The 19450-nt window shown below is 59.0% G+C and carries 18 protein-coding genes; 3 read left to right on the plus strand and 15 right to left on the minus strand.

Annotated features, from left to right (window positions below):
- Positions 1–10: 10 nt before the first annotated feature.
- From AACY50_RS16425 to AACY50_RS16440, 4 genes are all read right to left on the minus strand, one after another.
- Positions 11–2461, minus strand: a complete 2451-nt coding sequence (locus tag AACY50_RS16425) for a heavy metal translocating P-type ATPase (RefSeq protein WP_339538850.1) — start codon at positions 2459–2461, stop codon at positions 11–13.
- A gap of 120 nt (positions 2462–2581) precedes the next feature.
- Complete coding sequence (locus tag AACY50_RS16430; protein ID WP_339432576.1) at positions 2582–3121, minus strand: FixH family protein; 540 nt, start codon at positions 3119–3121, stop codon at positions 2582–2584.
- Between the two features lie 11 nt (positions 3122–3132).
- Positions 3133–4548, minus strand: coding sequence for a cytochrome c oxidase accessory protein CcoG (gene ccoG / locus AACY50_RS16435; RefSeq protein WP_339538851.1), 1416 nt, complete (start codon positions 4546–4548; stop codon positions 3133–3135).
- Between the two features lie 256 nt (positions 4549–4804).
- Positions 4805–4981 (minus strand): hypothetical protein, encoded by a 177-nt coding sequence (locus tag AACY50_RS16440; RefSeq protein WP_339538852.1) that lies wholly within the window; start codon positions 4979–4981, stop codon positions 4805–4807.
- 327 nt (positions 4982–5308) lie between these two features.
- Here AACY50_RS16440 and AACY50_RS16445 point away from each other — a divergent pair, with 327 nt between their 5' ends.
- On the plus strand, positions 5309–6313 hold the full coding sequence (locus AACY50_RS16445) for a metallophosphoesterase family protein (RefSeq protein ID WP_339465694.1): 1005 nt from the start codon (positions 5309–5311) through the stop codon (positions 6311–6313).
- Positions 6314–6368: 55 nt separating this feature from the next.
- On the opposite strand, the gene ccoP (AACY50_RS16450) is transcribed toward AACY50_RS16445, so the two are convergent.
- The 8 genes from ccoP (AACY50_RS16450) to ccoN (AACY50_RS16485) all read right to left on the minus strand — a co-directional run bounded on the left by ccoP (AACY50_RS16450) (position 6369) and on the right by ccoN (AACY50_RS16485) (position 13265).
- Positions 6369–7352: a cytochrome-c oxidase, cbb3-type subunit III gene (gene ccoP / locus AACY50_RS16450; protein ID WP_339538853.1), complete on the minus strand. Its 984-nt coding sequence runs from the start codon at positions 7350–7352 to the stop codon at positions 6369–6371.
- On the minus strand, positions 7349–7534 hold the full coding sequence (locus tag AACY50_RS16455) for a CcoQ/FixQ family Cbb3-type cytochrome c oxidase assembly chaperone (protein WP_003175465.1): 186 nt from the start codon (positions 7532–7534) through the stop codon (positions 7349–7351). The genes ccoP (AACY50_RS16450) and AACY50_RS16455 overlap by 4 nt, the downstream gene beginning before the upstream one ends.
- A 5-nt stretch (positions 7535–7539) precedes the next feature.
- Entirely contained in the window at positions 7540–8148 is a 609-nt protein-coding gene (gene ccoO / locus AACY50_RS16460; RefSeq protein WP_221733289.1) for a cytochrome-c oxidase, cbb3-type subunit II, read from the minus strand.
- Positions 8148–9590 carry a cytochrome-c oxidase, cbb3-type subunit I gene (ccoN, locus tag AACY50_RS16465; protein WP_123463551.1) on the minus strand — a complete coding sequence of 481 codons (1443 nt, stop codon included), beginning with the start codon at positions 9588–9590 and terminating at the stop codon, positions 8148–8150. The genes ccoO (AACY50_RS16460) and ccoN (AACY50_RS16465) overlap by 1 nt, the downstream gene beginning before the upstream one ends.
- Before the next feature lie 480 nt (positions 9591–10070).
- Positions 10071–11024 (minus strand): cytochrome-c oxidase, cbb3-type subunit III, encoded by a 954-nt coding sequence (ccoP, locus tag AACY50_RS16470; protein ID WP_339538854.1) that lies wholly within the window; start codon positions 11022–11024, stop codon positions 10071–10073.
- A complete protein-coding gene (locus tag AACY50_RS16475; protein ID WP_339432571.1) occupies positions 11021–11218 on the minus strand; it encodes a cbb3-type cytochrome oxidase subunit 3 in 198 nt (65 codons plus the stop codon). Before AACY50_RS16475 ends, ccoP (AACY50_RS16470) begins: the two co-directional genes overlap by 4 nt.
- A 3-nt stretch (positions 11219–11221) precedes the next feature.
- Entirely contained in the window at positions 11222–11830 is a 609-nt protein-coding gene (gene ccoO, locus AACY50_RS16480) for a cytochrome-c oxidase, cbb3-type subunit II (RefSeq protein WP_339432570.1), read from the minus strand.
- 10 nt (positions 11831–11840) lie between these two features.
- Entirely contained in the window at positions 11841–13265 is a 1425-nt protein-coding gene (gene ccoN / locus AACY50_RS16485; RefSeq protein ID WP_221733294.1) for a cytochrome-c oxidase, cbb3-type subunit I, read from the minus strand.
- Between the two features lie 95 nt (positions 13266–13360).
- Between ccoN (AACY50_RS16485) and AACY50_RS16490 the strand changes: the two genes are divergently transcribed.
- Positions 13361–14080, plus strand: a complete 720-nt coding sequence (locus tag AACY50_RS16490; RefSeq protein WP_339538855.1) for an alpha/beta family hydrolase — start codon at positions 13361–13363, stop codon at positions 14078–14080.
- 465 nt (positions 14081–14545) lie between these two features.
- On the opposite strand, the gene AACY50_RS16495 is transcribed toward AACY50_RS16490, so the two are convergent.
- Together AACY50_RS16495 and mtlD are read right to left on the minus strand one after the other, a co-directional pair.
- On the minus strand, positions 14546–14848 hold the full coding sequence (locus tag AACY50_RS16495; RefSeq protein ID WP_339432568.1) for a hypothetical protein: 303 nt from the start codon (positions 14846–14848) through the stop codon (positions 14546–14548).
- A 192-nt stretch (positions 14849–15040) separates the two neighbouring features.
- Positions 15041–17197, minus strand: a complete 2157-nt coding sequence (gene mtlD, locus AACY50_RS16500; RefSeq protein ID WP_339432567.1) for a bifunctional mannitol-1-phosphate dehydrogenase/phosphatase — start codon at positions 17195–17197, stop codon at positions 15041–15043.
- Between the two features lie 489 nt (positions 17198–17686).
- On the opposite strand from mtlD, the gene AACY50_RS16505 reads away from it, so the two are divergent.
- Positions 17687–17833: a hypothetical protein gene (locus AACY50_RS16505; RefSeq protein ID WP_339538856.1), complete on the plus strand. Its 147-nt coding sequence runs from the start codon at positions 17687–17689 to the stop codon at positions 17831–17833.
- Between the two features lie 497 nt (positions 17834–18330).
- Here the strand turns inward: AACY50_RS16505 and AACY50_RS16510 are convergent, their stop codons facing one another.
- Entirely contained in the window at positions 18331–19446 is a 1116-nt protein-coding gene (locus AACY50_RS16510; RefSeq protein ID WP_339538857.1) for a Gfo/Idh/MocA family protein, read from the minus strand.
- Positions 19447–19450 lie beyond the last annotated feature (4 nt).

Below are 19450 nucleotides of genomic sequence, written 5' to 3' on the forward strand. Positions count from 1 at the left end.
CCCTTGCGGCTCAGGCCGGCAGCGGGCGGGTTTCTGACGCGGTGCGGGCGGCCGGCGCGCTCGGCAGGCGAGTCAGGCGCAGGGCATTGAGCACCACGGTCAACGAACTGATCGACATGCCGACCGCGGCCCACACCGGGGTGATCCAGCCGAGGGCGGCGAACGGCAACATGAAGCCATTGTACAGCGCCGCCCACAGCAGGTTCTCGATGATTACCCGGCGGGTGCGTCGCGCCAGCGTGAAGGCTTGCACCAGGGCGTCGAGCCGATTGGACAGCAACACGGCATCGGCGCTGGTTTTCGCCAGGTCAGTGGCCGAGCCCATGGCCACGCTGATGTCGGCAGCCGCCAGCACTGGCACATCGTTGACGCCGTCACCGAGCATCAAGACTTTGCGACCTTCCCGGTGCAACTGGTGCAGCACTTGCAGTTTGTCGTCCGGGCGCAGACCGCCACGGGCCTCTTCGATGCCCAGTTCTGCGGCAACACTTGCGACCATCGGCGAACTGTCGCCGGACAACAGCAATGTGCGCCAGCCACGCGCCTTGCAGGCGGCGAGCAGGGCCGGTGCATCGTCGCGCAAACGGTCATCGAGGACGAACCAGGCCAGCGGCCGCTGCGTGTCGCCGAGCAGCAGCCATTGCCCGGGTTCATTCGGCATTGCAGGCGCAGTGGCGCCGCTAAGGGCGCAGACAAATTCCGCCTGACCGATGCGCAAGCGTTGTTCGCCGACCAAGCCTTCGAGACCAAGCCCTGGCGTGCTGTGGACCTCTTCGGCCGCCAGCGGCGCACGGCCGAACGCGCGGGCAATCGGGTGTTCCGAACGGTTCTCCAACGCAGCGGCGAGGCTCAGGCATTGATCGCTGTCCAGTGCGCCCAGTGGGCGAATCGAGCGCAATACCAGTCGGCCTTCGGTGAGGGTGCCGGTCTTGTCGAAAATCACCGTGTCGATCTGGTTCAGGCCTTCCAGCACATGGCCGCGGGTCAGCAGCAAGCCGAGTTTGTGCAACGTGCCGGTGGCGGCGGTGAGGGCGGTCGGTGTTGCCAGCGATAGCGCGCAGGGGCAGGTCGCCACCAGCATCGCGAGGACGATCCAGAACGCGCGTGACGAATCCAGCTCCCACCACAGCAGGCCAATGGCAGCAGCGGCGATCAGCGACAACAGCAAGAACCATTGCGCGGCGCGGTCGGCGATTTCCGCCAGTCGTGGTTTTTCGGTTTGGGCGCGGTCGAGCAAACGGACGATGGCCGACAGTCGCGTGTCCTGTCCTAGCGCGAGCACTTGCACGGTTAACGCACCCTCAACGTTCAGGGTGCCCGCTGTGACGGCATCGCCCGGCGTGCGCGGTTGTGGCAGGTATTCGCCGGTCAGCAGTGATTCGTCGATGCTCGACTGGCCATCGAGGATCTTGCCGTCCGCCGGCAGGGTCGAGCCCGGTGGCACCAGCACGTGATCGCCCAGGCGCAGCTCGCTGAGCAGGATGCGCTCGCTCTGGCCGGCCTCATCGAGGCGCAGGCACGAGGCGGGCAACAGGTTGACCAACTGTGCGGTCGCAGCGGCGGTTCGCTCCCGCGCGCGACGCTCCAGATAGCGCCCGGCGAGCAGAAACAGCGCAAACATGCCGACCGCATCGAAATACAACTCGCCGACGCCGGTGATCGCCGTCCAGATCCCGGCAATGTAGGCGCTGCCGATCGCTAGCGACACCGAAACATCCATGGTCAGGTGGCGCGTTCGCAAGTCACGCATCGCGCCCTTGAAGAACGGCGCGCAACTGTAGAACACGATCGGCGTGGTCAGAAACAGCGCGACCCAGCGCAGGATGGTGTGCAGTTCGGGGCTCAGGTCGATGTTGAATTCCGGCCAGGTCGCCATGGTTGCCATCATCGCCTGGAACCATAGCAGCCCGGCCACGCCCAATTGGCGCAGGGCGAGGCGGTTTTCGCTGGCTATCTGTTCGCTGGCACGGTCGGCCTGATACGGGTGGGCGGCGTAACCGATGTGGCGCAGTTCGGCGAGCAATCGGCTCAGCGGCAATTGCCCATCCGCCCAGCGAACGTGAAGTCGATGGTTGGACAGATTCAGTCGGGCTTCGGCGACCGCCCCAAGCGTGCGCAGATGTTTCTCGATCAGCCAGCCGCAGGCGGCGCAACTGATGCCTTCCATCAGCAGCGTGGTTTCGGCCAGTTCGCCTTCGTGGCGGACAAAAGGTTGCTGGACATCGGCGCGGTCGTACAGCGCCAGCTCATCGACCAATTGCACCGGCAGCGCTTCGGGGTTGGCCGAGGCTTCGCTGCGGTGCTGGTAGTAGCTTTGCAGACCACCGGCAACGATGGCTTCGGCCACAGCCTGACAGCCCGGGCAGCAGAACTCACGGGGTTCCCCGAGTACAACGGCGGTGAAGCGACTGCCGGACGGGACGGGCAGGGCGCAGTGGTAGCAGGGGATCGGGGTGGTCATCAGGTTTTCATTAATGCGGCGTAATCGATGTCGTCCGGTCGGGCCTCTTCGCGAGCAAGCCCGCTCCCACGGTGGATACTGGATATCCACCGTGGGAGCGGGTTTGCGCGAAGCGCGGCGTTACTTCTTCAGGTCTTCGGCGCCCTGGAGCGGTTCGTCACCGAGCAGCAGGTCCGTGTCATGGCTGACCCGCTCTTCTTCGAACATGCGCCAGATGTGATCATCCTGCGATCCCAGCAATTCGACAAACCGGCGGCCGTCGACCTTGTCGCTCAACTGGCCGATGTAGCGGCCCGCTTCAGTTTCGCTGCGGGTCAGGACGATCTTGCGATCCTTCTCCGGTTGGGTCGGCGAGATCAGGTTCAGCTCAAGTGTCCTGGGCTGGCTGTCGCCGCTCAAGCGCACTTCGACTTCACCGGTCAGATCATCCAGATGCACAGCGGCGCGCATCTTCAGGTGCTGTGCGAGCAGTTCGCGATCCAGTGAGCGGTTGATGCCTTTGCCTGCCTCGTAGTAGTTGTCGTTGACCAGGTTGTCCGGGTTGTTCACCGCGATGGTCACCATGGACAGGGTCAGCGTCACCGAACAGGCCAGAATCGCGATGATGATCCATGGCCAGAGGTGCTTGTACCAGGGACTTGCGGCGTTTGCTGCGGGCATGTTCAGTTCTCTTAACGGATTTGTGGGCCGATGAATCGGCTCTTGGCTTCAACGTGGACGCTGTTGTCATCAGCATCCTTGAGGATGAATTTGACCTCGTTGGTGCTCGACGGCAGTTGTTCCGGTGCGCTCGACAGCTCGACCGGCATGCTGAAAATATCCCCGGCCGCGACCTTGATTTCACGTTTGCCTTGCAGGCGCAGATCCGGCAGGCCAGCGGCTTCCAGCACGTAGGTGTGGTCGCGCTGATCCTTGTTCATGATCTTCAGGCTGTAGACGTTTTCTATCCGGCCTTCGGCGTTCTCGCGATACAGCACGCGGTCTTTGCTGACATCGAAACCGACCAGTGAACGCATGACGAACGCAGTCACCAACAGGCTGATCATCGCCAGCAACACCACGGCATAGCCGATCAGGCGTGGCCGCAGTTTATGGGTTTTCTGGCCCGACAGGTTGTGTTCGGTGGTGTAGCTGATCAGGCCGCGCGGGTAATCCATCTTGTCCATGATGCTGTCGCAGGCGTCGATACATGCGGCGCAGCCGATGCATTCGATTTGCAGGCCGTCGCGGATGTCGATACCGGTCGGGCAGACCTGAACGCACATGGTGCAGTCGATGCAGTCGCCCAGGCCCTGAGCCTTGTAGTCGGCGCCTTTTTTGCGCGGGCCACGGCTTTCGCCACGACGCGGATCGTAGGAAACGATCAGTGTGTCCTTGTCGAACATCACGCTCTGGAAGCGAGCGTACGGGCACATGTAGATGCACACCTGTTCGCGCAGCCAGCCGGCGTTGCCGTAGGTGGCGAGGGTGAAGAAGCCGACCCAGAAGTACGACCAGCCATCGGCTTGTCCGGTGAAAAACTCGAAGACCAGTTCGCGGATCGGCGAAAAGTAACCCACGAAGGTCATGCCTGTGACGAAACCGATCAGCAGCCAAAGCGAGTGTTTGGCGAGTTTGCGCAGGAGTTTGTTGCCGCTCATCGGCGCCTTGTCGAGCTTGATGCGCTGGTTGCGGTCGCCTTCGGTGACCTTTTCGCACCACATGAAAATCCACGTCCACACGCTTTGCGGACAGGTGTAGCCGCACCAGACTCGGCCGGCATATACGGTGATGAAGAACAGGCCGAACGCGGCAATGATCAGCAGGCCTGAAAGGAGAATGAAGTCCTGTGGCCAGAAGGTGGCGCCGAAGATGAAGAACTTGCGCTCCGGCAGGTTCCACCACACGGCCTGATGGCCACCCCAGTTCAGCCACACCGTGCCGAAATACAGCAGGAACAGGGCGGCACCGCCCATCATCCGCAGATTGCGGAACAGACCGGTAAAAGCACGGGTGTAGATTTTTTCTCGTGAGGCGTAAAGATCAACGCTGTTGCTCGCGTTTTTGCTCGGTGGCGTGACGTCGTGTACCGGAATCTGGTTGCTCATCATTGCATCCCACGGCAGTGGAAAAATGCCTCGGTCGATACGTGCCGGCCGGGGTCGGAAAGGGCGTTGCAGTGGCGCAATGATACGCCTGTCACGCCGTCTAACGGGTGCGACCTTTGGTCGCGTTGGGGGCGGGCTGTAAATGGTGTAGCAGATGTAACAAGTCCTGATCCAGATCAATTGACTATAGACGATGCATGAGAATCGCTCGGGCGAGTGAGTCCCATGCATCGTCTCGGCAGGCAATCCGCAGGCATCAGTCCAGCCTGCCGCCGCCGAGACTTTCAAGCCCGCCGTCTTTGGGTTTTTTCACCTCATGGCCAGCGGTGGCGTCGCCGCTGGCATCGGGGAGCGGAGTGTCGGGTTTGATACCCAGGTCGGCAAAAGTGAAATCTTCGTGGGATTGCACACAATCAACATCGGATTCTCGCATGGCTTTCTTCCTTGATATGCAGCGGTATAGGGGGTGGTCTGACGAACCATCGGCAGACGGAAAGAAAAGTTACAGACCGATGAAGATTGAGTCTATTGAGCATTTGCCTCAAATCGTGAACGCTTTCTGATTGCAAGTTTCGCAAGCCCCTGCGGCTGTTCGTTGATTGCTTTTTAATTGTTAGTCCTGGTTGTTTTTTAGAAGCTTGGAAACAAGAGTGATTAATTAATCAGGTTTGTGTGTTTGAGATTTTATTGTCTTTCGAATAAGTTGGTGGCTGGCGACATGAGGTCGTCAGCATAAGTTATTGAATGGAAGTTAAATATGATGACGGGTAGTAAAGTTGCGGCTTTTATTCTGGGTGTGTGTTTGTTGTTGTCGGTAGTCTCGGCTTATTCTGTGGAGCCTGCGCCTAAATATATGGTGTTTGCATCGGATACGCAGTATCCCTGGACAGACAAGACAGACAGCGGGGCGCCTGAATCTGATGAGGCGTTTACAAAGCGTTCGAAGTGGCTGGTGGAAACTCAGTTGGCAAGTATTGCCGCTTTTCGAAATGCTCAGGGTGGGCAGGCGAAAGTGCCATTGATGATCAACGGAGATATCACCGCTTTCGGTCATGACTGGCAGCGCTCCTATATGAAAGAGGTGCTGGCTAAGCACTTCGGTGGTGAGTATCTGTATGGTTTGGGTAATCATGACTATGAAAACAATGTGGATGATTGTTTCAGTAACAGCTGTGCGGCGGGCAGTATTGTTGAATTCAGAAAACATCATGAAAACAGGGTGGATAACTTTGATGTGAGGTCCGCGCAAGGTTTTTGGGGTAATACGTATTCAGGAAGTCTCGCTTATTCAAAGACCATCGGTGACGTCCACATGGTTCAACTCAACAATGAGCCGACGTACTCGACCCGGATTGCTCATTTCCTGAACCCGACGACGTTCGAGATCAATAGTGCACTGGACTGGCTTGAGGTTGACCTGCGTCTGGCGAGAGCTCAGGGGTACGCCATTATCATAAATATGCACAAGCCGTTGAAGATGAAGGGCGACAGTGCGCAGCAAAAACGCTTTCGCGACATGATCGTCAAGTATCAGGTCACAGCAATATTCGCCGGTCATTTACACCGGGACGGCGGTGACTCTTACTGGGTGGGAGATGTGCCGATGTATCTGAGTGGCGCCACGTCTCAGCAGACCTACTTGATCACCCGTTTTACCGAGGATCGCAAGCAGTTGCAGATTTATCTGGTGAAGGACAATCAATGGCAGGAGCGCACGCTCATCGACACGGTGGCGGTGAAATCCATCTGGGCCAGCCGTCCATGAAAAAGGCCCGGCCAATTGTCATTGGCCGGGCCTTCCTTTGCATCAAGCGTCGGCCTTACTGCGCCTCGGCTTCCGGCATTTTTTCACCGTGGGACAGGCTGTAAACGTAAGCCGCCAGCAGGTGAACCTTGTCGTTGCCTTGCAGTTGTTCCTGCGCCGGCATCTGGCCCTGACGGCCGTAACGGATGGTTTGTTGGAGTTGCGCGAAGCTCGAGCCGTAGATGAACGCGCCCGGGTGGGTCAGGTTAGGCGCGCCCATGGCCGGGGTGCCTTTGCCTTCCGGGCCGTGGCAAGCCACGCAGTTGACGGCGAACAGTTTCTGGCCGTTGACCGGGTCAGCCTTGGCGTCTTGCGGCAGCTTGCGGCCATCGAGTTGCGTCACCACATAGGCTGCCACGTCGGCAACGCCTTGCTCGCCGATCACTTCGGCCCAGGCCGGCATCACCGCGTGACGACCGCCCATGATGGTGGTCTTGATGGTTTCCGGCTCGCCGCCCCAGCGCCAGTCGGCGTCGGTGAGGTTCGGGAAACCGTAAGCGCCTTTGGCGTCGGAACCGTGGCAAACCGAGCAGTTGGAGGCGAACAGGCGGCCGCCCATCTTCAGGGCTTGCGGATCCTTGGCGACTTCTTCGATCGGCATGGCAGCAAACTTGGCGAAGATCGGACCGAACTTGGCGTCCGAGCGAGCCATTTCCTTTTCCCACTCGTGGACGCCGGTCCAGCCGGTCTGGCCGTTGGCGAACGAGGTCTGCTTGTCGTTATCGAGGTAGTTATAGCCTGGCAGCAGGCCTTTCCAGTTACCCAGACCCGGATACAGCACCAGGTAACCCAAGGCAAAAATGATGGTGCCCACGAACAGCATGAACCACCATTTCGGCAGTGGGTTGTCGTACTCCTCGATCCCGTCGAAGGAGTGCCCGACCGTCTCGTCCGTCTGTTCGCTGCGCTGGCCCTTGCGGGTCGACAGCAGCAGCCAGGTCAGGGAAAAGATCGTACCGAGACTGAGGACTGTGACGTACAGACTCCAGAATGTAGTCATTCTTTGTTACTCCTAGAAGCTTGCTCGACGTGCTTGATGGCTTCGGGATCATCCGCAAAAGGCAGCAAGGTCGCGTCTTCAAACTCCGACTTGCGCTTGGGGCTGAATACCCACAAGGCCAGACCGATGAAGGCCACCATCACGACAACGGTGCCCAGGCCACGAATCATCCCGATATCCATCCAATTCACCGTTTGCTTTTGATGATGGTGCCCAGGCCTTGCAGATAGGCCACCAGCGCGTCCATTTCGGTTTTGCCCTTCACGGCATCTTTTGCACCGGCGATGTCTTCGTCGGTGTAAGGGACGCCGAGTGTGCGCAACACTTCCATTTTCTTGGCCGTGTCTTTGCCGTCGAGCTTGTTTTCCACGAGGAACGGGTAAGCCGGCATTTTCGACTCAGGCACTACGTTGCGCGGGTTGTACAAGTGCGCACGCTGCCAGTCATCGGAGTAGCGACCACCCACACGGGCCAGGTCCGGGCCGGTACGTTTGGAACCCCACAGGAACGGGTGATCCCAGACGCTTTCACCAGCGACCGAGTAGTGGCCATAGCGTTCGGTTTCGGCGCGAAACGGACGGATCATCTGCGAGTGGCAGCCGACACAACCGTTGGCGATATAGATATCGCGGCCTTCCAGTTCCAGCGCCGAACGTGGCTTCATGCCCTCGACCGGCTTGTTGGTCACGTCCTGGAAAAACAGCGGAACGATTTGGGTCAGGCCACCGACGCTGACGGCGATGACCATGAAGAAGGCCAGCAGGCCAATATTCTTCTCGACAGCTTCATGCTTCATCAGTGAGCTCCAACGACAGCGATCTGGGCGGCGGCTTCGGCTTCAGCCGGGTTCGAGGCGCGCACGGTGCGCCAGACGTTGTAAGCCATCAGGAACATGCCGCTGGCGAAGAATGCACCGCCCAGGGCACGGACGATGTAGCCAGGGTGGCTGGCTTGCAGCGCTTCAACGAACGAGTAGGTGAGGGTGCCGTCGTCGTTGATTGCCCGCCACATCAGGCCTTGAGTGATGCCGTTGACCCACATCGACGCGATGTACAGCACGGTACCAATGGTTGCGAGCCAGAAGTGCGCGTTGATCAGGCCGACACTGTGCATCTGCGCACGGCCGAACAGTTTCGGGATCATGTGGTAGATCGCACCGATCGAGATCATGGCCACCCAGCCCAGAGCGCCGGCGTGTACGTGGCCGATGGTCCAGTCGGTGTAGTGCGAGAGCGAGTTGACGGTCTTGATCGCCATCATCGGCCCTTCGAAGGTCGACATGCCGTAGAACGCCAGCGATACCACGAGGAAGCGCAGGATCGGGTCGGTGCGCAATTTATGCCAGGCGCCCGACAGGGTCATCATGCCGTTGATCATGCCGCCCCAGCTCGGTGCCAGCAGGATGATCGACATTGCCATGCCCAGCGACTGTGCCCAATCCGGCAGTGCGGTGTAGTGCAGGTGGTGCGGGCCGGCCCAGATGTACAGGGTGATCAGTGCCCAGAAGTGCACGATCGACAGGCGATAGGAGTAGATCGGACGTTCGGCCTGTTTAGGCACGAAGTAGTACATCATCCCCAGGAAGCCAGTGGTCAGGAAGAAACCCACGGCGTTGTGGCCGTACCACCACTGGATCATCGCGTCGGTCGCGCCGGAGTAGGCCGAGTAGGACTTGAAGAAGCTGACCGGCAGCGAGGCGTGGTTGACGATGTGCAGCATCGCGGTGACGACGATGAAAGCGCCGTAGAACCAGTTACCGACGTAGATGTGCTTGGTTTTGCGCTTGGTGATGGTGCCGAAGAACACCAGACCGTAGGTGACCCAGACAATGGCCAGGAGAATAGCCAGCGGCCATTCCAGTTCCGCGTATTCCTTGGTGGTGGTGTAACCCAGCGGCAAGGTAATGATCGCGCCGACGATCACCGCTTGCCAGCCCCAGAAGGTGAAGGCGGCGAGGCTGTCGGAAATCAGTCGCGTCTGGCAGGTTCGCTGCACGACATAGTAGGAAGTGGCAAACAGTGCACATCCACCGAAGGCAAAAATCACCAGGTTTGTGTGCAACGGGCGCAGGCGTCCAAAGCTCGTCCACGGCAGACCGAAGTTCAATTCCGGCCAGACCAGTTGCGAGGCGATGAAGACACCGAGCCCCATGCCAAGGATCCCCCAGACCACCGTCATGATGGCGAACTGGCGGACTACCTTATAGTTATAAGCAGTCGGACTGATTGCTGTGCTCATTCTAAGGTTCCACGGTTTAGGTGTTTTATTAGGATTAAAATCGGCCGCAAGTATGCAGAGAGCAAGGGGTCATTGCAACGCGCCATGACCTGGGTCAATGCTTTCCAACGCTGATTCTGCGGCCTTTCCATACGCCGCGTAAGGACAAAATTGGCCTCGGACAAAATGTCGCAGCAGACAAAAAAAGCGAGGGGTTCAGATCACTTGTAACGAGGTGTGTTAAAACTGCCGGTTCGGCTGATGAACGGCAATCGGCGCGACAGCCGGTATCTACCGGCCTTTGCGGCGCGTTTGTCAGCCGATTCATCGAACACATCGCTCAGGTCGACCTGGAACCAGCACGGGCCAGTCCGCATCGAGCAAGCGTAGACCCGAATCAGGGGAACCGAAAGGAGAGGGTATCAAGGGGTGCGACAATGCGTCGCAAAGGGGCGGGAAACTGCCGCACTGAGAAACATGCGGCAGCGGTGTAGTCAATAACTACTGCTTATTGTCTTCAGTAATAAGTTTTTCTGTATTCAATTTGTGGCTGAGGCTGTACACATAAGCAGCCAGTAATTGCACTTTATCGTTACCCAGCAGCTCATTCTGCGCTGGCATATGACCTTGGCGACCATGGCGGATGGTCTGTTCGATCTGGGTCAGGCTGGTGCCATAGATAAATCCGGCCGGGTGCGTCAGATTCGGCGCCCCCATGGCTTCAGTGCCGTGGCCGGTTGCCCCATGGCAGGCGACGCAAGTGGTGCTGAACGTTTGCTGTCCGGCTTGCAGGTCGGCCTTGCTGTCGGCGGGCAAAGGCAGGCCGGCCAGATCGTGACGCACATACGCGGCAACGTTTTTCACACCCGCTTCACCGAGCACTTCGCCCCAGGCCGGCATCGCCGCCATCCGCCCACCCATGATGGTGGTCTTGATGGTGTCGGCGTCGCCGCCCCAGCGCCAGTCGCTGTCGGCCAGGTTGGGGAAGCCGAACGCGCCTTTGGCATCCGAGCCGTGGCAGACCGAGCAGTTGGAGGCGAACAGACGGCCACCCATTTTCAGCGCCTGTGGGTCTTTTGCCACTTCTTCCAGCGGCATGGCGGCGAACCTGGCGAAGATCGGTCCGAACCTGGCGTCAGCCTTGCTCATTTCCTTTTCCCACTCGTGCACGCCGGTCCAGCCGTCCTCGTAACCGGGCAGGATGCCTTTCCAGTTACCCAGGCCCGGATACAGGATCAGATAGCCCACGGAAAACACCAGCGTGCCGGCGAACAGCATGAACCACCACTGCGGCAGCGGGTTGTCGTACTCCTCGATGCCGTCGAAGCTGTGGCCCATGGTCTGGTCGACGCTGCCCTTGGTCTCGCCCCGACGCGTGCCGATCAGCAGCCAGGTCAGGCCGATCAGGCTGCCGATGGTCAGTACGCAGATCCACGTACTCCAGAAGGTGGTCATGGCCGGGTACTCCTTGGTTCAGATGCGGGGGTAGTGTCGGGTTGCGGCTCGTCGGCGAACGGCAGCAGACGTGCTTCGGCAAACTCCGGGGTGCGCTTGCGATTGAAAACCCACAAGGTCAGGCCGACGAAGGCGACGAACACCACGACCGTGCCGAGGCCACGTATGAGGCCTGTGCTCATTTCAATGACCATGGCTCACCTCTTGCTCTTGATTGCAGTGCCGAGCACTTGCAGGTAGGAGACGAGGGCGTCCATCTCGGTCTTGCCCTTGAGGCTGGCCACCGCGCCGCTGATATCGTTGTCGGTGTACGGCACGCCGAGGGTGCGCAGGGTCTTGAGCTTGGTTTCGGTGTGGCTGCTGTCGACCGCTTGCGTGACCAGCCACGGGTAGGCGGGCATCTTCGACTCCGGCACGACGTTGCGCGGGTTGTACAAGTGCGCGCGGTGCCAGTCATCCGAGTAACGCGCGCCGACCCGGGCCAGATCCGGACCGGTGCGTTTCGAGCCCCACAGGAACGGGTGATCCCACACGCTCTCACCGGCTACCGAGTAGTGCCCGTAGCGTTCGGTTTCGGCGCGGAACGGGCGGATCATCTGCGAGTGGCAACCGACGCAGCCTTCGCGGATGTAGATGTCGCGGCCTTCCAGTTGCAGCGCGGTGTAGGGCTTCATGCCTTCCACCGGTTTGTTGGTCACGTCCTGGAAGAACAGCGGGACGATCTGGGTCAGGCCGCCGATGCTCACGGCGAACACCATGAGCAACATCAGCAGGCCGACGTTCTTTTCAATCGTTTCGTGTTTCATGGCGGACTCCTCAGGCCATCTGCGCGGCAGCAACGACGTCAGCAGGCTGTGAGGCCCGTACGGTGCGCCAGGTGTTGTAAGCCATCAGGAACATGCCGCTGAGGAAGATCGCCCCACCCACCAGCCGTACGACGAAGCCTGGGTGGCTGGCCACCAGGGTTTCGACGAAGGAGTAGGTCAGCGTGCCGTCCTCGTTCACGGCACGCCACATCAGGCCTTGGGCGATGCCGTTGACCCACATCGACGCGATGTAGAGCACGGTGCCGATGGTTGCGAGCCAGAAATGCGCGTTGATCAGGCCGATGCTGTGCATCTGCTCTTTGCCGAAGATTTTCGGGATCATGTGGTACAGCGCGCCGATGGAAATCATCGCCACCCAGCCCAGAGCACCGGCGTGTACGTGGCCGATGGTCCAGTCGGTGTAGTGGGAGAGCGCGTTGACGGTCTTGATCGCCATCATCGGACCTTCGAAGGTCGACATGCCGTAGAACGCCAGCGACACCACGAGGAAGCGCAGGATCGGGTCGCTGCGCAACTTATGCCAGGCGCCCGAGAGGGTCATCATGCCGTTGATCATCCCGCCCCAGCTCGGTGCCAGCAGGATCAGCGACATCACCATGCCCAGCGACTGTGCCCAGTCCGGCAGCGCGGTGTAGTGCAAGTGGTGCGGGCCGGCCCAAATGTACAGGGTGATCAGTGCCCAGAAGTGCACGATCGACAGGCGATACGAATACACCGGGCGCTCGGCCTGTTTCGGCACGAAGTAGTACATCATCCCGAGGAAACCGGCGGTGAGGAAAAAGCCCACGGCGTTGTGGCCGTACCACCATTGCACCATCGCATCGGTCGCACCGGCATACACCGAGTAGGACTTGGTGAAACTCACCGGCAACTCAAGGTTGTTGACGATGTGCAGGATTGCCACGGTGATGATGAACGCACCGAAGAACCAGTTGCCCACATAAATGTGCTTGGTCTTGCGCTGCATGATCGTGCCGAAGAACACGATGGCGTAGGCCACCCAGACGATGGTGATCAGAATGTCGATCGGCCATTCCAGCTCGGCGTATTCCTTGGAACTGGTATAACCCAACGGCAGGCTGATCGCCGCCAGCAGGATCACCAGTTGCCAGCCCCAGAAGCAGAACGCGGCGATTTTCGGCGCAAACAGTTGAGTCTGGCAGGTACGTTGCACCGAGTAGAACGAACTGGCGAACAGCGCGCAGCCACCGAAGGCAAAGATCACCGCGTTGGTGTGCAGCGGGCGCAGGCGGCCGAAACTGGTCCAGGGCAAATTGAAGTTGAGTTCAGGCCAGACCAATTGGGCGGCGAGAAAAACCCCGAGGCCCATGCCGACGATGCCCCAGACCACCGTCATAATGGCGAATTGGCGGACCACCTTGTAGTTGTAGGCGGTACTGATAGAAGTGTTCATGGTTCCCCATCCACGGTTCAGCCGAAGTGAGCGCGAGCAACAATCGCCGCGAATCCTTCGCCTGGAGTTATAGGCAGACTAAAAGCGAGGCAAGCATGGACAAACAGCACAAGGCCAGTATTGACGGGGATCAATGGGCGCAGTGTGCGCGCGAGCATGGATGGCTGTGGGACGCCGCGTCGGGCGAGGCTTCGGCGACGTTGATCCTGGCCCACGGTGCTGGTGCGCCGATGGACAGTGACTGGATGACGGACATGGCTCGGCGCCTTGCTGCACTTGGGGTCAACGTGTTGCGCTTTGAGTTTCCGTATATGGCGCAGCGACGGGTTGATGGGGGTAAGCGGCCGCCCAATCCTGCGGGGAAATTGCTGGAGTGCTGGCGCGAGGTGTTCGTTGAAGTGCGACGTCATGTCGCTGGGGTTTTGGCCATTGGCGGGAAGTCGATGGGGGGGCGGATGGCGAGTCTATTGGCCGACGAATTGGGTGCCGATGCGTTGGTCTGTTTGGGTTATCCGTTTTATGCGGTGGGGAAGCCGGAGAAACCTCGGGTTGAGCATTTGGCGTCTTTGAAGACGCGGACTTTGATTGTTCAGGGGGAGCGCGATGCGCTTGGCAATCGGGAAGCTGTCGAGGCTTACACCTTGTCACCGAGTATCGAGGTGACGTGGCTGGCGGCCGGGGATCATGATTTGAAGCCGTTGAAAGCTTCAGGTTTTACCCATGAACAGCATCTGGCTAGCGCCGCGCAGCAGGTAGTCGAGTTTCTCGGCAACAGTTCAGCGCGTATCCATCTCTTTAATTGTCTCGGTGGATGATCTGTCTCTGCGCCTCCGAACTCTGGTAATGAACGCATGTACCGGATGGAGGATGGCGGTAAGCACGCCAAGCAGCATGATGATGAAGATGATGATCAGCGGGACGCTTTCGTGCGAGAACATGGTGGTTTACTCCTGTAGTCACTATGTCGGAACCCGCAGACTAGACGCATAGAACCCTTTTTTCGATGAACGTATATTCATCCTCAGAGCTGTGCGCAGTCGTCGACCAAACGTGTGCTTTAGGTCATGAATCCTTATGGATGCATACCCAGGGTGAGCGGGGCGAAGTTTTTCCTCTGGCCGCACTCATTGCTCCCTTGGTTGCCGTTGTGTCCGTCGCTTTCCATCAGGAGTGTGGAAGGAAACACCGCGATAGCGCGCTCTCGCAGAGAGGCTCGGGCGGTTCTCGTCAGGCTGACGTGGTACCGTCCTGTGAAATGCTGAGGCAGTAGGATTCGGTTGTCACACGTCCTGCTCATGCGCCATGCAATGAATGCATCCCGGGCCTGGCGAATCGCTGGGTACTGGTAACGTTCGCCCGGCGAGTTCCAGTTGAAAATCAATCTCGGCGTCAACCCAACTCGCGAACTCGGCCGCTGCATAATGAAACGCGTGCTCTAGCTCTTTCATATCCGGCGCGTCGTCTGATGCATCCAGCCAAGCCTTTTTGGCAATACGGTAGTCCTCCAGGACCGACAAGGTATCCTCATCAAGTCTGATAGCCGCCGGGGCCGGTAGGATTTTGCGGGGGGCGGTCCATTTCATGGTGGTTTTACCTTTACCAAGAGCACACCGAACAAAGGGAAGACGAGGTGCCGGCACGGCCTTGCAAGCGCCATTCGTCCATCCCCGAGAACTGCACGCATCAACGATGGCCAGATGGCTATGTTGCAAAGGCCGAAAAGCTACAGCAGCTCTCAGAGACAGGGTTAAATCGTGCAGGCCTCTGCTGCGAAGTTACGACACGTGCGGCTGCGATCCAGCCTCAAACGGCCATCCCCAGTGAGCCGAGTCAGGTTCCAGGAGCTGATGAAAATGCTCCGAAATCGACTCTACCAGCGCTGCATCATCAAGCCCGTCCAGTCCTGGATACGGCCTGCCGTTGTAGTCCCCTGTATGCGTCAGCACTTTTTCGACACTGCCACTTTCATCGTAAAGCTTCCTTATCCCAAGGCACTCCTGTTCCTTGCTGTCGGTCGAGCGCAGGGCGTAATGAATGGCCAGTGCGGCACCGAACTCGAGGGCGGGCGTTTCGATCCCGTGTTTTCTGGCGAGATCAATGCTGCTCAGAATGCGCTCGTTGCGCTGCAATTTGCGCAGGGGGTCGCGGCCTACACGTGCGCAAGGGTCCTTGAAGGAAGTCTTGCAGCGCTCCAAAAAGGTTTGAGCAAACGCGGCGACCGCCTCGTTCATCTGCGCATTGTCTGCCAACAAGGCGGGAGCAACCTCCTGGCGGATCAGCCGCTCGGCCAAAGCGCTTACACGCGAGTCCCCCATGCCTTGGCCCACCCACGAATATCCCAGCAGGCTGGCATACCAGGCAATAATCGCGTGAGGACCGTTCCAAAGGCGATTCTTGATGACCTGGATCTGGGCAATGTCATCTACGGTTTTCACTTGGCGCAGTCGCTCCAGCAGATCGCTGCCGCGTTCCACATACAGAGGCATATCCGGCTCGCTGTTGAACAGGATCAGATGCATCTGGTTAAGTGCGCTGCTGGACTGGGCGAACGGGCGAAAGCGACCAATCAGCCGTTCGTATTCCGGTACCGGAGTGGCAAGCCTGGGTGCCATGCTCGGTTCCTCGTCCATGCTGTTCTGGAACATTTGCGACTTGATTCGCAGTTGTCGCAGCAGGGCATCTTTGCTGATCTTGGAGACGATTCGGCTGACAACGGTTTCGGCAAAGTGGGTCTTGTTCAGGATCTGCTGGCAAATTTCCACTGAGCACAGCAGCGCCAATTCCGCTTCGACGTGTCGGCGAACGAAGGCGGCGCCACCCACTTTGTTCAACACGATCAAAATGGTTAGTTCGCGGCCGCGGCGTTCAAAGCGCCGCAGCAGTCCCTTGGCGATCACCCCGGCCTGTTTGCGGATGGCTTGCTCCGGCAGGCTGAGGCCAATGATTTCGGCGACGTCATACATATCGATCACCGCTTGGGCGTCGTCCATATCGATCATTCTGAGGTTTTCGATGGTCTGGTCGAAGGACGTAGCACCGTAACGCACGCTGAACCGACCGAAGGCGTCGACCGTCTCGCGCAGCATCCGCGAGCGGGTCGCGGCAATGATTTCACAGGGCCGGGTGTAGCCGTCCCAGTGGGAGAACACTTGCGTCAAGTAGCCACCACCGATCGCACCAAAGCCATGAATACCCACGCGAAACTGGTTCAGCGCCTGGGGGAAAGGCTCGCTCAGTTCAGGTGTGCCCAAGTGGGGAATGCACTCGCTGATGTCGGCGAGAAACTCGTGCATGCTGCCGTAAGCCTTGAGCGCGCCGGCTTTGACCTCAGTGGCAGGTGGCTTGATGTCTTCGATCAGGATCGGTTGCCCTTCGGCACGGATCGCCGACAGCAGGCCGTTTTCAGAGTCTTCGACCATGAAGCAACTGCCAGGCGCGCAATTGAGGGCGCTGGCTGCGCGCAGGAAAATCTCGGGATGGGGCTTGCCCTGGCTGACTTCATCGCCACACACGGTGATGTCGAAGTACTTGAGCACGTTGGCATTGATCAGGTATTCCTCGGCGATGGCTCGGCGGCTTGAGGTGGCGACTGCCATGGTCAGGCCGCATTTGCGCAACCGCTCCAGCACCTCCAGCAAGCCCGCTTTGATGGGGACGCCGTGATCACGCACGTACTCCAGTTCTAGCTCATCGGCCCGCTGGCGGATCTGCGCGTAGGGGAAATCTTCACCGTTGTGCGCCTTCGCGAGCGCTTCGGCCTTCTTCGCGCTCAGGCCCAGTGAGCCGATCAAGGTTTGCTCGCTGAGCGGCTTGCCGAAAATTTCGTTGGATGCCTGTTTGAGGGTTCTGAAGCGCAGGCGCTCAGTGTCAAACATGGTGCCATCCATATCGAAGATGGCGCTGAGTATTCTCTTCCCCTGGAAAAAAATCATTGGCTGATGCTCCTTGTAACGTGGGAACGCTCACAACCGGTCAACCTCGTGCAGGAGGCGCTGCGGCAGCATTCTGTCGTGACCCGAAGTTGACGCCGTTTGAGGCTGGATGCCGACCGGTCTGTGTTTCACTCAAGTGAGTGATGAATTCAGATAAAAAAAACCAGGCGAGCAGAACTCACCGTGACGAACCACAACGAGGTGGCGCCGGTTCAGTGACTATCGATCAGAAGGGCAGGCGGAGGGACGTAACGATGGCGCCTATAGGCGTAGCTGCCAGACAAGCGAGTTCGCAGGCAGTGTGAAGCGGAGTGTGTGGAGCGCTGAATAACGGACCCTGTGGCTACATTCAAGTAGTGTTTGACGTAAGGCCCACAGTGCGCAATCAGGGATGCATACGGTGGGCCGGACTGGCGATTGATGTGTGTGACTCCATGCATACGGCTTGATAACTTCCTGCGAATTGGCTAGTCGTTTTTTAGCAATAGCATGTACGAGACGCCGGAATCAAGGACGCTGGCCGTGCAGTCGGAACATCAATCGATGTTTGAAGTGAACGGCATGGCCATCTATTCAGACTGCTTGCGTCTGTCGATGGAACTGGGAGATCACGCGCTTTCGCTCGGCGTGCAGTGAGGTTTCATGATTTTTTTAACGATAAGTTTTATTTTTTTTGAAACGCATAAACCCCCAGACCACAAGGCCTGGCGCCATGCCCCTTGGACAGGTTGGTGCATCCCGTTGCAGCTCCAGCGGTTGCGCTGAAACGTTTCGAGTGCGATAAAAAAAAGGAAACGACACGAAAACTTTAAAAAACATGATTTCCGAGTTCGTATTCATTCTTGAAAATCTGCTCCCTCAGCGGAAATTCTTGCCGTTCAACCTCATAGAGGCCATTTCATTCGGTATCGCCAACGCCGTGCTGTAACAAAGGACCGGACCCATGAGAAATCCATCCACTGCGAACGCTCAGCTCACCGAGAAAACCAGTATCCCTTACCCCGGTAGCTTCGTCGGCCTGACTGAGGTGATCTCTGCGCTGCAAACCGGCCTGTATGCGCTGAGGGCGCGGATGACAGAATCTCTGCACGATCCAGCGCCCGGCATCCGTCCTGCGTCCACCCTTGTCCGCATCAGACCTCGCCGACATTGACCCAGCGCTGTTCCCGCGCCGCCATTCGAATGGCTGTCGCCAATCGCTCGACTTCCAGTGCTTGTTCGAAATCAGTGCCGGCTTGTCCTTGGCCGGCCAGGGCCATGATCAGCTCATGGACTTCCAGCGTCTTCAACTCGTTGTAGCCCAACTGATGCCTCGGCGCCGGACTGAACGCTGCGTAACCGGGCAGGGTCGGCCCGGCCAGTAAACGCTGGAAACCGTCCTGGCCTGCACGGCACAGGCGTAACTCATTCAAGCGCTCCTGGTCGAACGTCAGGGTTCCGTGTGTGCCACTGATCTCGAAGCTCAGGTGGTTCTTGTAGCCATGCTTGAGCCAACTGCTGCTGAAGGTTCCACGCGCGCCGCTGGCGAAGCGCAGCAATGCATGCGTCTGATCGTCGACGGCAATTGTGCGTTGTTGCTGACTACCGGCGGTGGTGGGGCGCTGGCGGTGCACGGTCTGGGAGTCGGCGCAGACCGCTTCGACATTGCCCAGCAGGTAGCGCGCCATGCCCAGCAAGTGGCTACCCAGATCCGCTAATGCGCCACCGGCATGTTCGGCTTCACAGCGCCATGACCAGGGGGACGCGGGATCGGCCATGAAGTCTTCGCTGAATTCGCCTTGAAAACTGATGATCTCGCCCAGTCTGCCGCTCTGAATCAACTCCCGCGCCAGCCCGATGATCGGGTTGTGCTGGTAGTTGTAGCCGACACGGGTGACGACGCCGGCATGCTTGGCCGCCAGGTGCATGGCATTGGCCTGTTCAAGGTTAACCGCCAGCGGTTTTTCGCAGTACACAGCCTTGCCTGCGGCGATAGCGGACATGGCCATCGGGTAGTGCAGGTGGTTGGGCGTGGTGATGGCGATCAGGTTTACTTTGGGATCGTCGATCAATGGCTGCCAATCGCCATAGGCCTGCTCAAAGCCCCAGGCAGTGGCGCAGGCTTGCGCACGAACGTGATCGGCGTCCGCCAGGGCGGCCAGGCGCAGTGTGAAGGGCAGTTCGAAGGCCGCACTGACGTTGCGAAAGGCCAAGGCGTGGGCGCGGCCCATGAAGCCTGTGCCGATCAGTCCGATTCCGAGTTCGCGCATGGCA

Source organism: Pseudomonas sp. RA_15y_Pfl2_54 (assembly GCF_963971015.1).
Lineage (GTDB): Bacteria > Pseudomonadota > Gammaproteobacteria > Pseudomonadales > Pseudomonadaceae > Aquipseudomonas > Aquipseudomonas baetica_A.

Coding starts and splice junctions, on each gene's coding strand:
- AACY50_RS16425 (WP_339538850.1), bottom strand. CDS start 2,461: ATGACCACCCCGATCCCCTGCTACCACTGCGCCCTGCCCGTCCCGTCC.
- AACY50_RS16430 (WP_339432576.1), bottom strand. CDS start 3,121: ATGCCCGCAGCAAACGCCGCAAGTCCCTGGTACAAGCACCTCTGGCCA.
- ccoG (WP_339538851.1), bottom strand. CDS start 4,548: ATGAGCAACCAGATTCCGGTACACGACGTCACGCCACCGAGCAAAAAC.
- AACY50_RS16440 (WP_339538852.1), bottom strand. CDS start 4,981: ATGCGAGAATCCGATGTTGATTGTGTGCAATCCCACGAAGATTTCACT.
- AACY50_RS16445 (WP_339465694.1), top strand. CDS start 5,309: ATGACGGGTAGTAAAGTTGCGGCTTTTATTCTGGGTGTGTGTTTGTTG.
- ccoP (WP_339538853.1), bottom strand. CDS start 7,352: ATGACTACATTCTGGAGTCTGTACGTCACAGTCCTCAGTCTCGGTACG.
- AACY50_RS16455 (WP_003175465.1), bottom strand. CDS start 7,534: ATGGATATCGGGATGATTCGTGGCCTGGGCACCGTTGTCGTGATGGTG.
- ccoO (WP_221733289.1), bottom strand. CDS start 8,148: ATGAAGCATGAAGCTGTCGAGAAGAATATTGGCCTGCTGGCCTTCTTC.
- ccoN (WP_123463551.1), bottom strand. CDS start 9,590: ATGAGCACAGCAATCAGTCCGACTGCTTATAACTATAAGGTAGTCCGC.
- ccoP (WP_339538854.1), bottom strand. CDS start 11,024: ATGACCACCTTCTGGAGTACGTGGATCTGCGTACTGACCATCGGCAGC.
- AACY50_RS16475 (WP_339432571.1), bottom strand. CDS start 11,218: ATGGTCATTGAAATGAGCACAGGCCTCATACGTGGCCTCGGCACGGTC.
- ccoO (WP_339432570.1), bottom strand. CDS start 11,830: ATGAAACACGAAACGATTGAAAAGAACGTCGGCCTGCTGATGTTGCTC.
- ccoN (WP_221733294.1), bottom strand. CDS start 13,265: ATGAACACTTCTATCAGTACCGCCTACAACTACAAGGTGGTCCGCCAA.
- AACY50_RS16490 (WP_339538855.1), top strand. CDS start 13,361: ATGGACAAACAGCACAAGGCCAGTATTGACGGGGATCAATGGGCGCAG.
- AACY50_RS16495 (WP_339432568.1), bottom strand. CDS start 14,848: ATGAAATGGACCGCCCCCCGCAAAATCCTACCGGCCCCGGCGGCTATC.
- mtlD (WP_339432567.1), bottom strand. CDS start 17,197: ATGATTTTTTTCCAGGGGAAGAGAATACTCAGCGCCATCTTCGATATG.
- AACY50_RS16505 (WP_339538856.1), top strand. CDS start 17,687: ATGTACGAGACGCCGGAATCAAGGACGCTGGCCGTGCAGTCGGAACAT.
- AACY50_RS16510 (WP_339538857.1), bottom strand. CDS start 19,446: ATGCGCGAACTCGGAATCGGACTGATCGGCACAGGCTTCATGGGCCGC.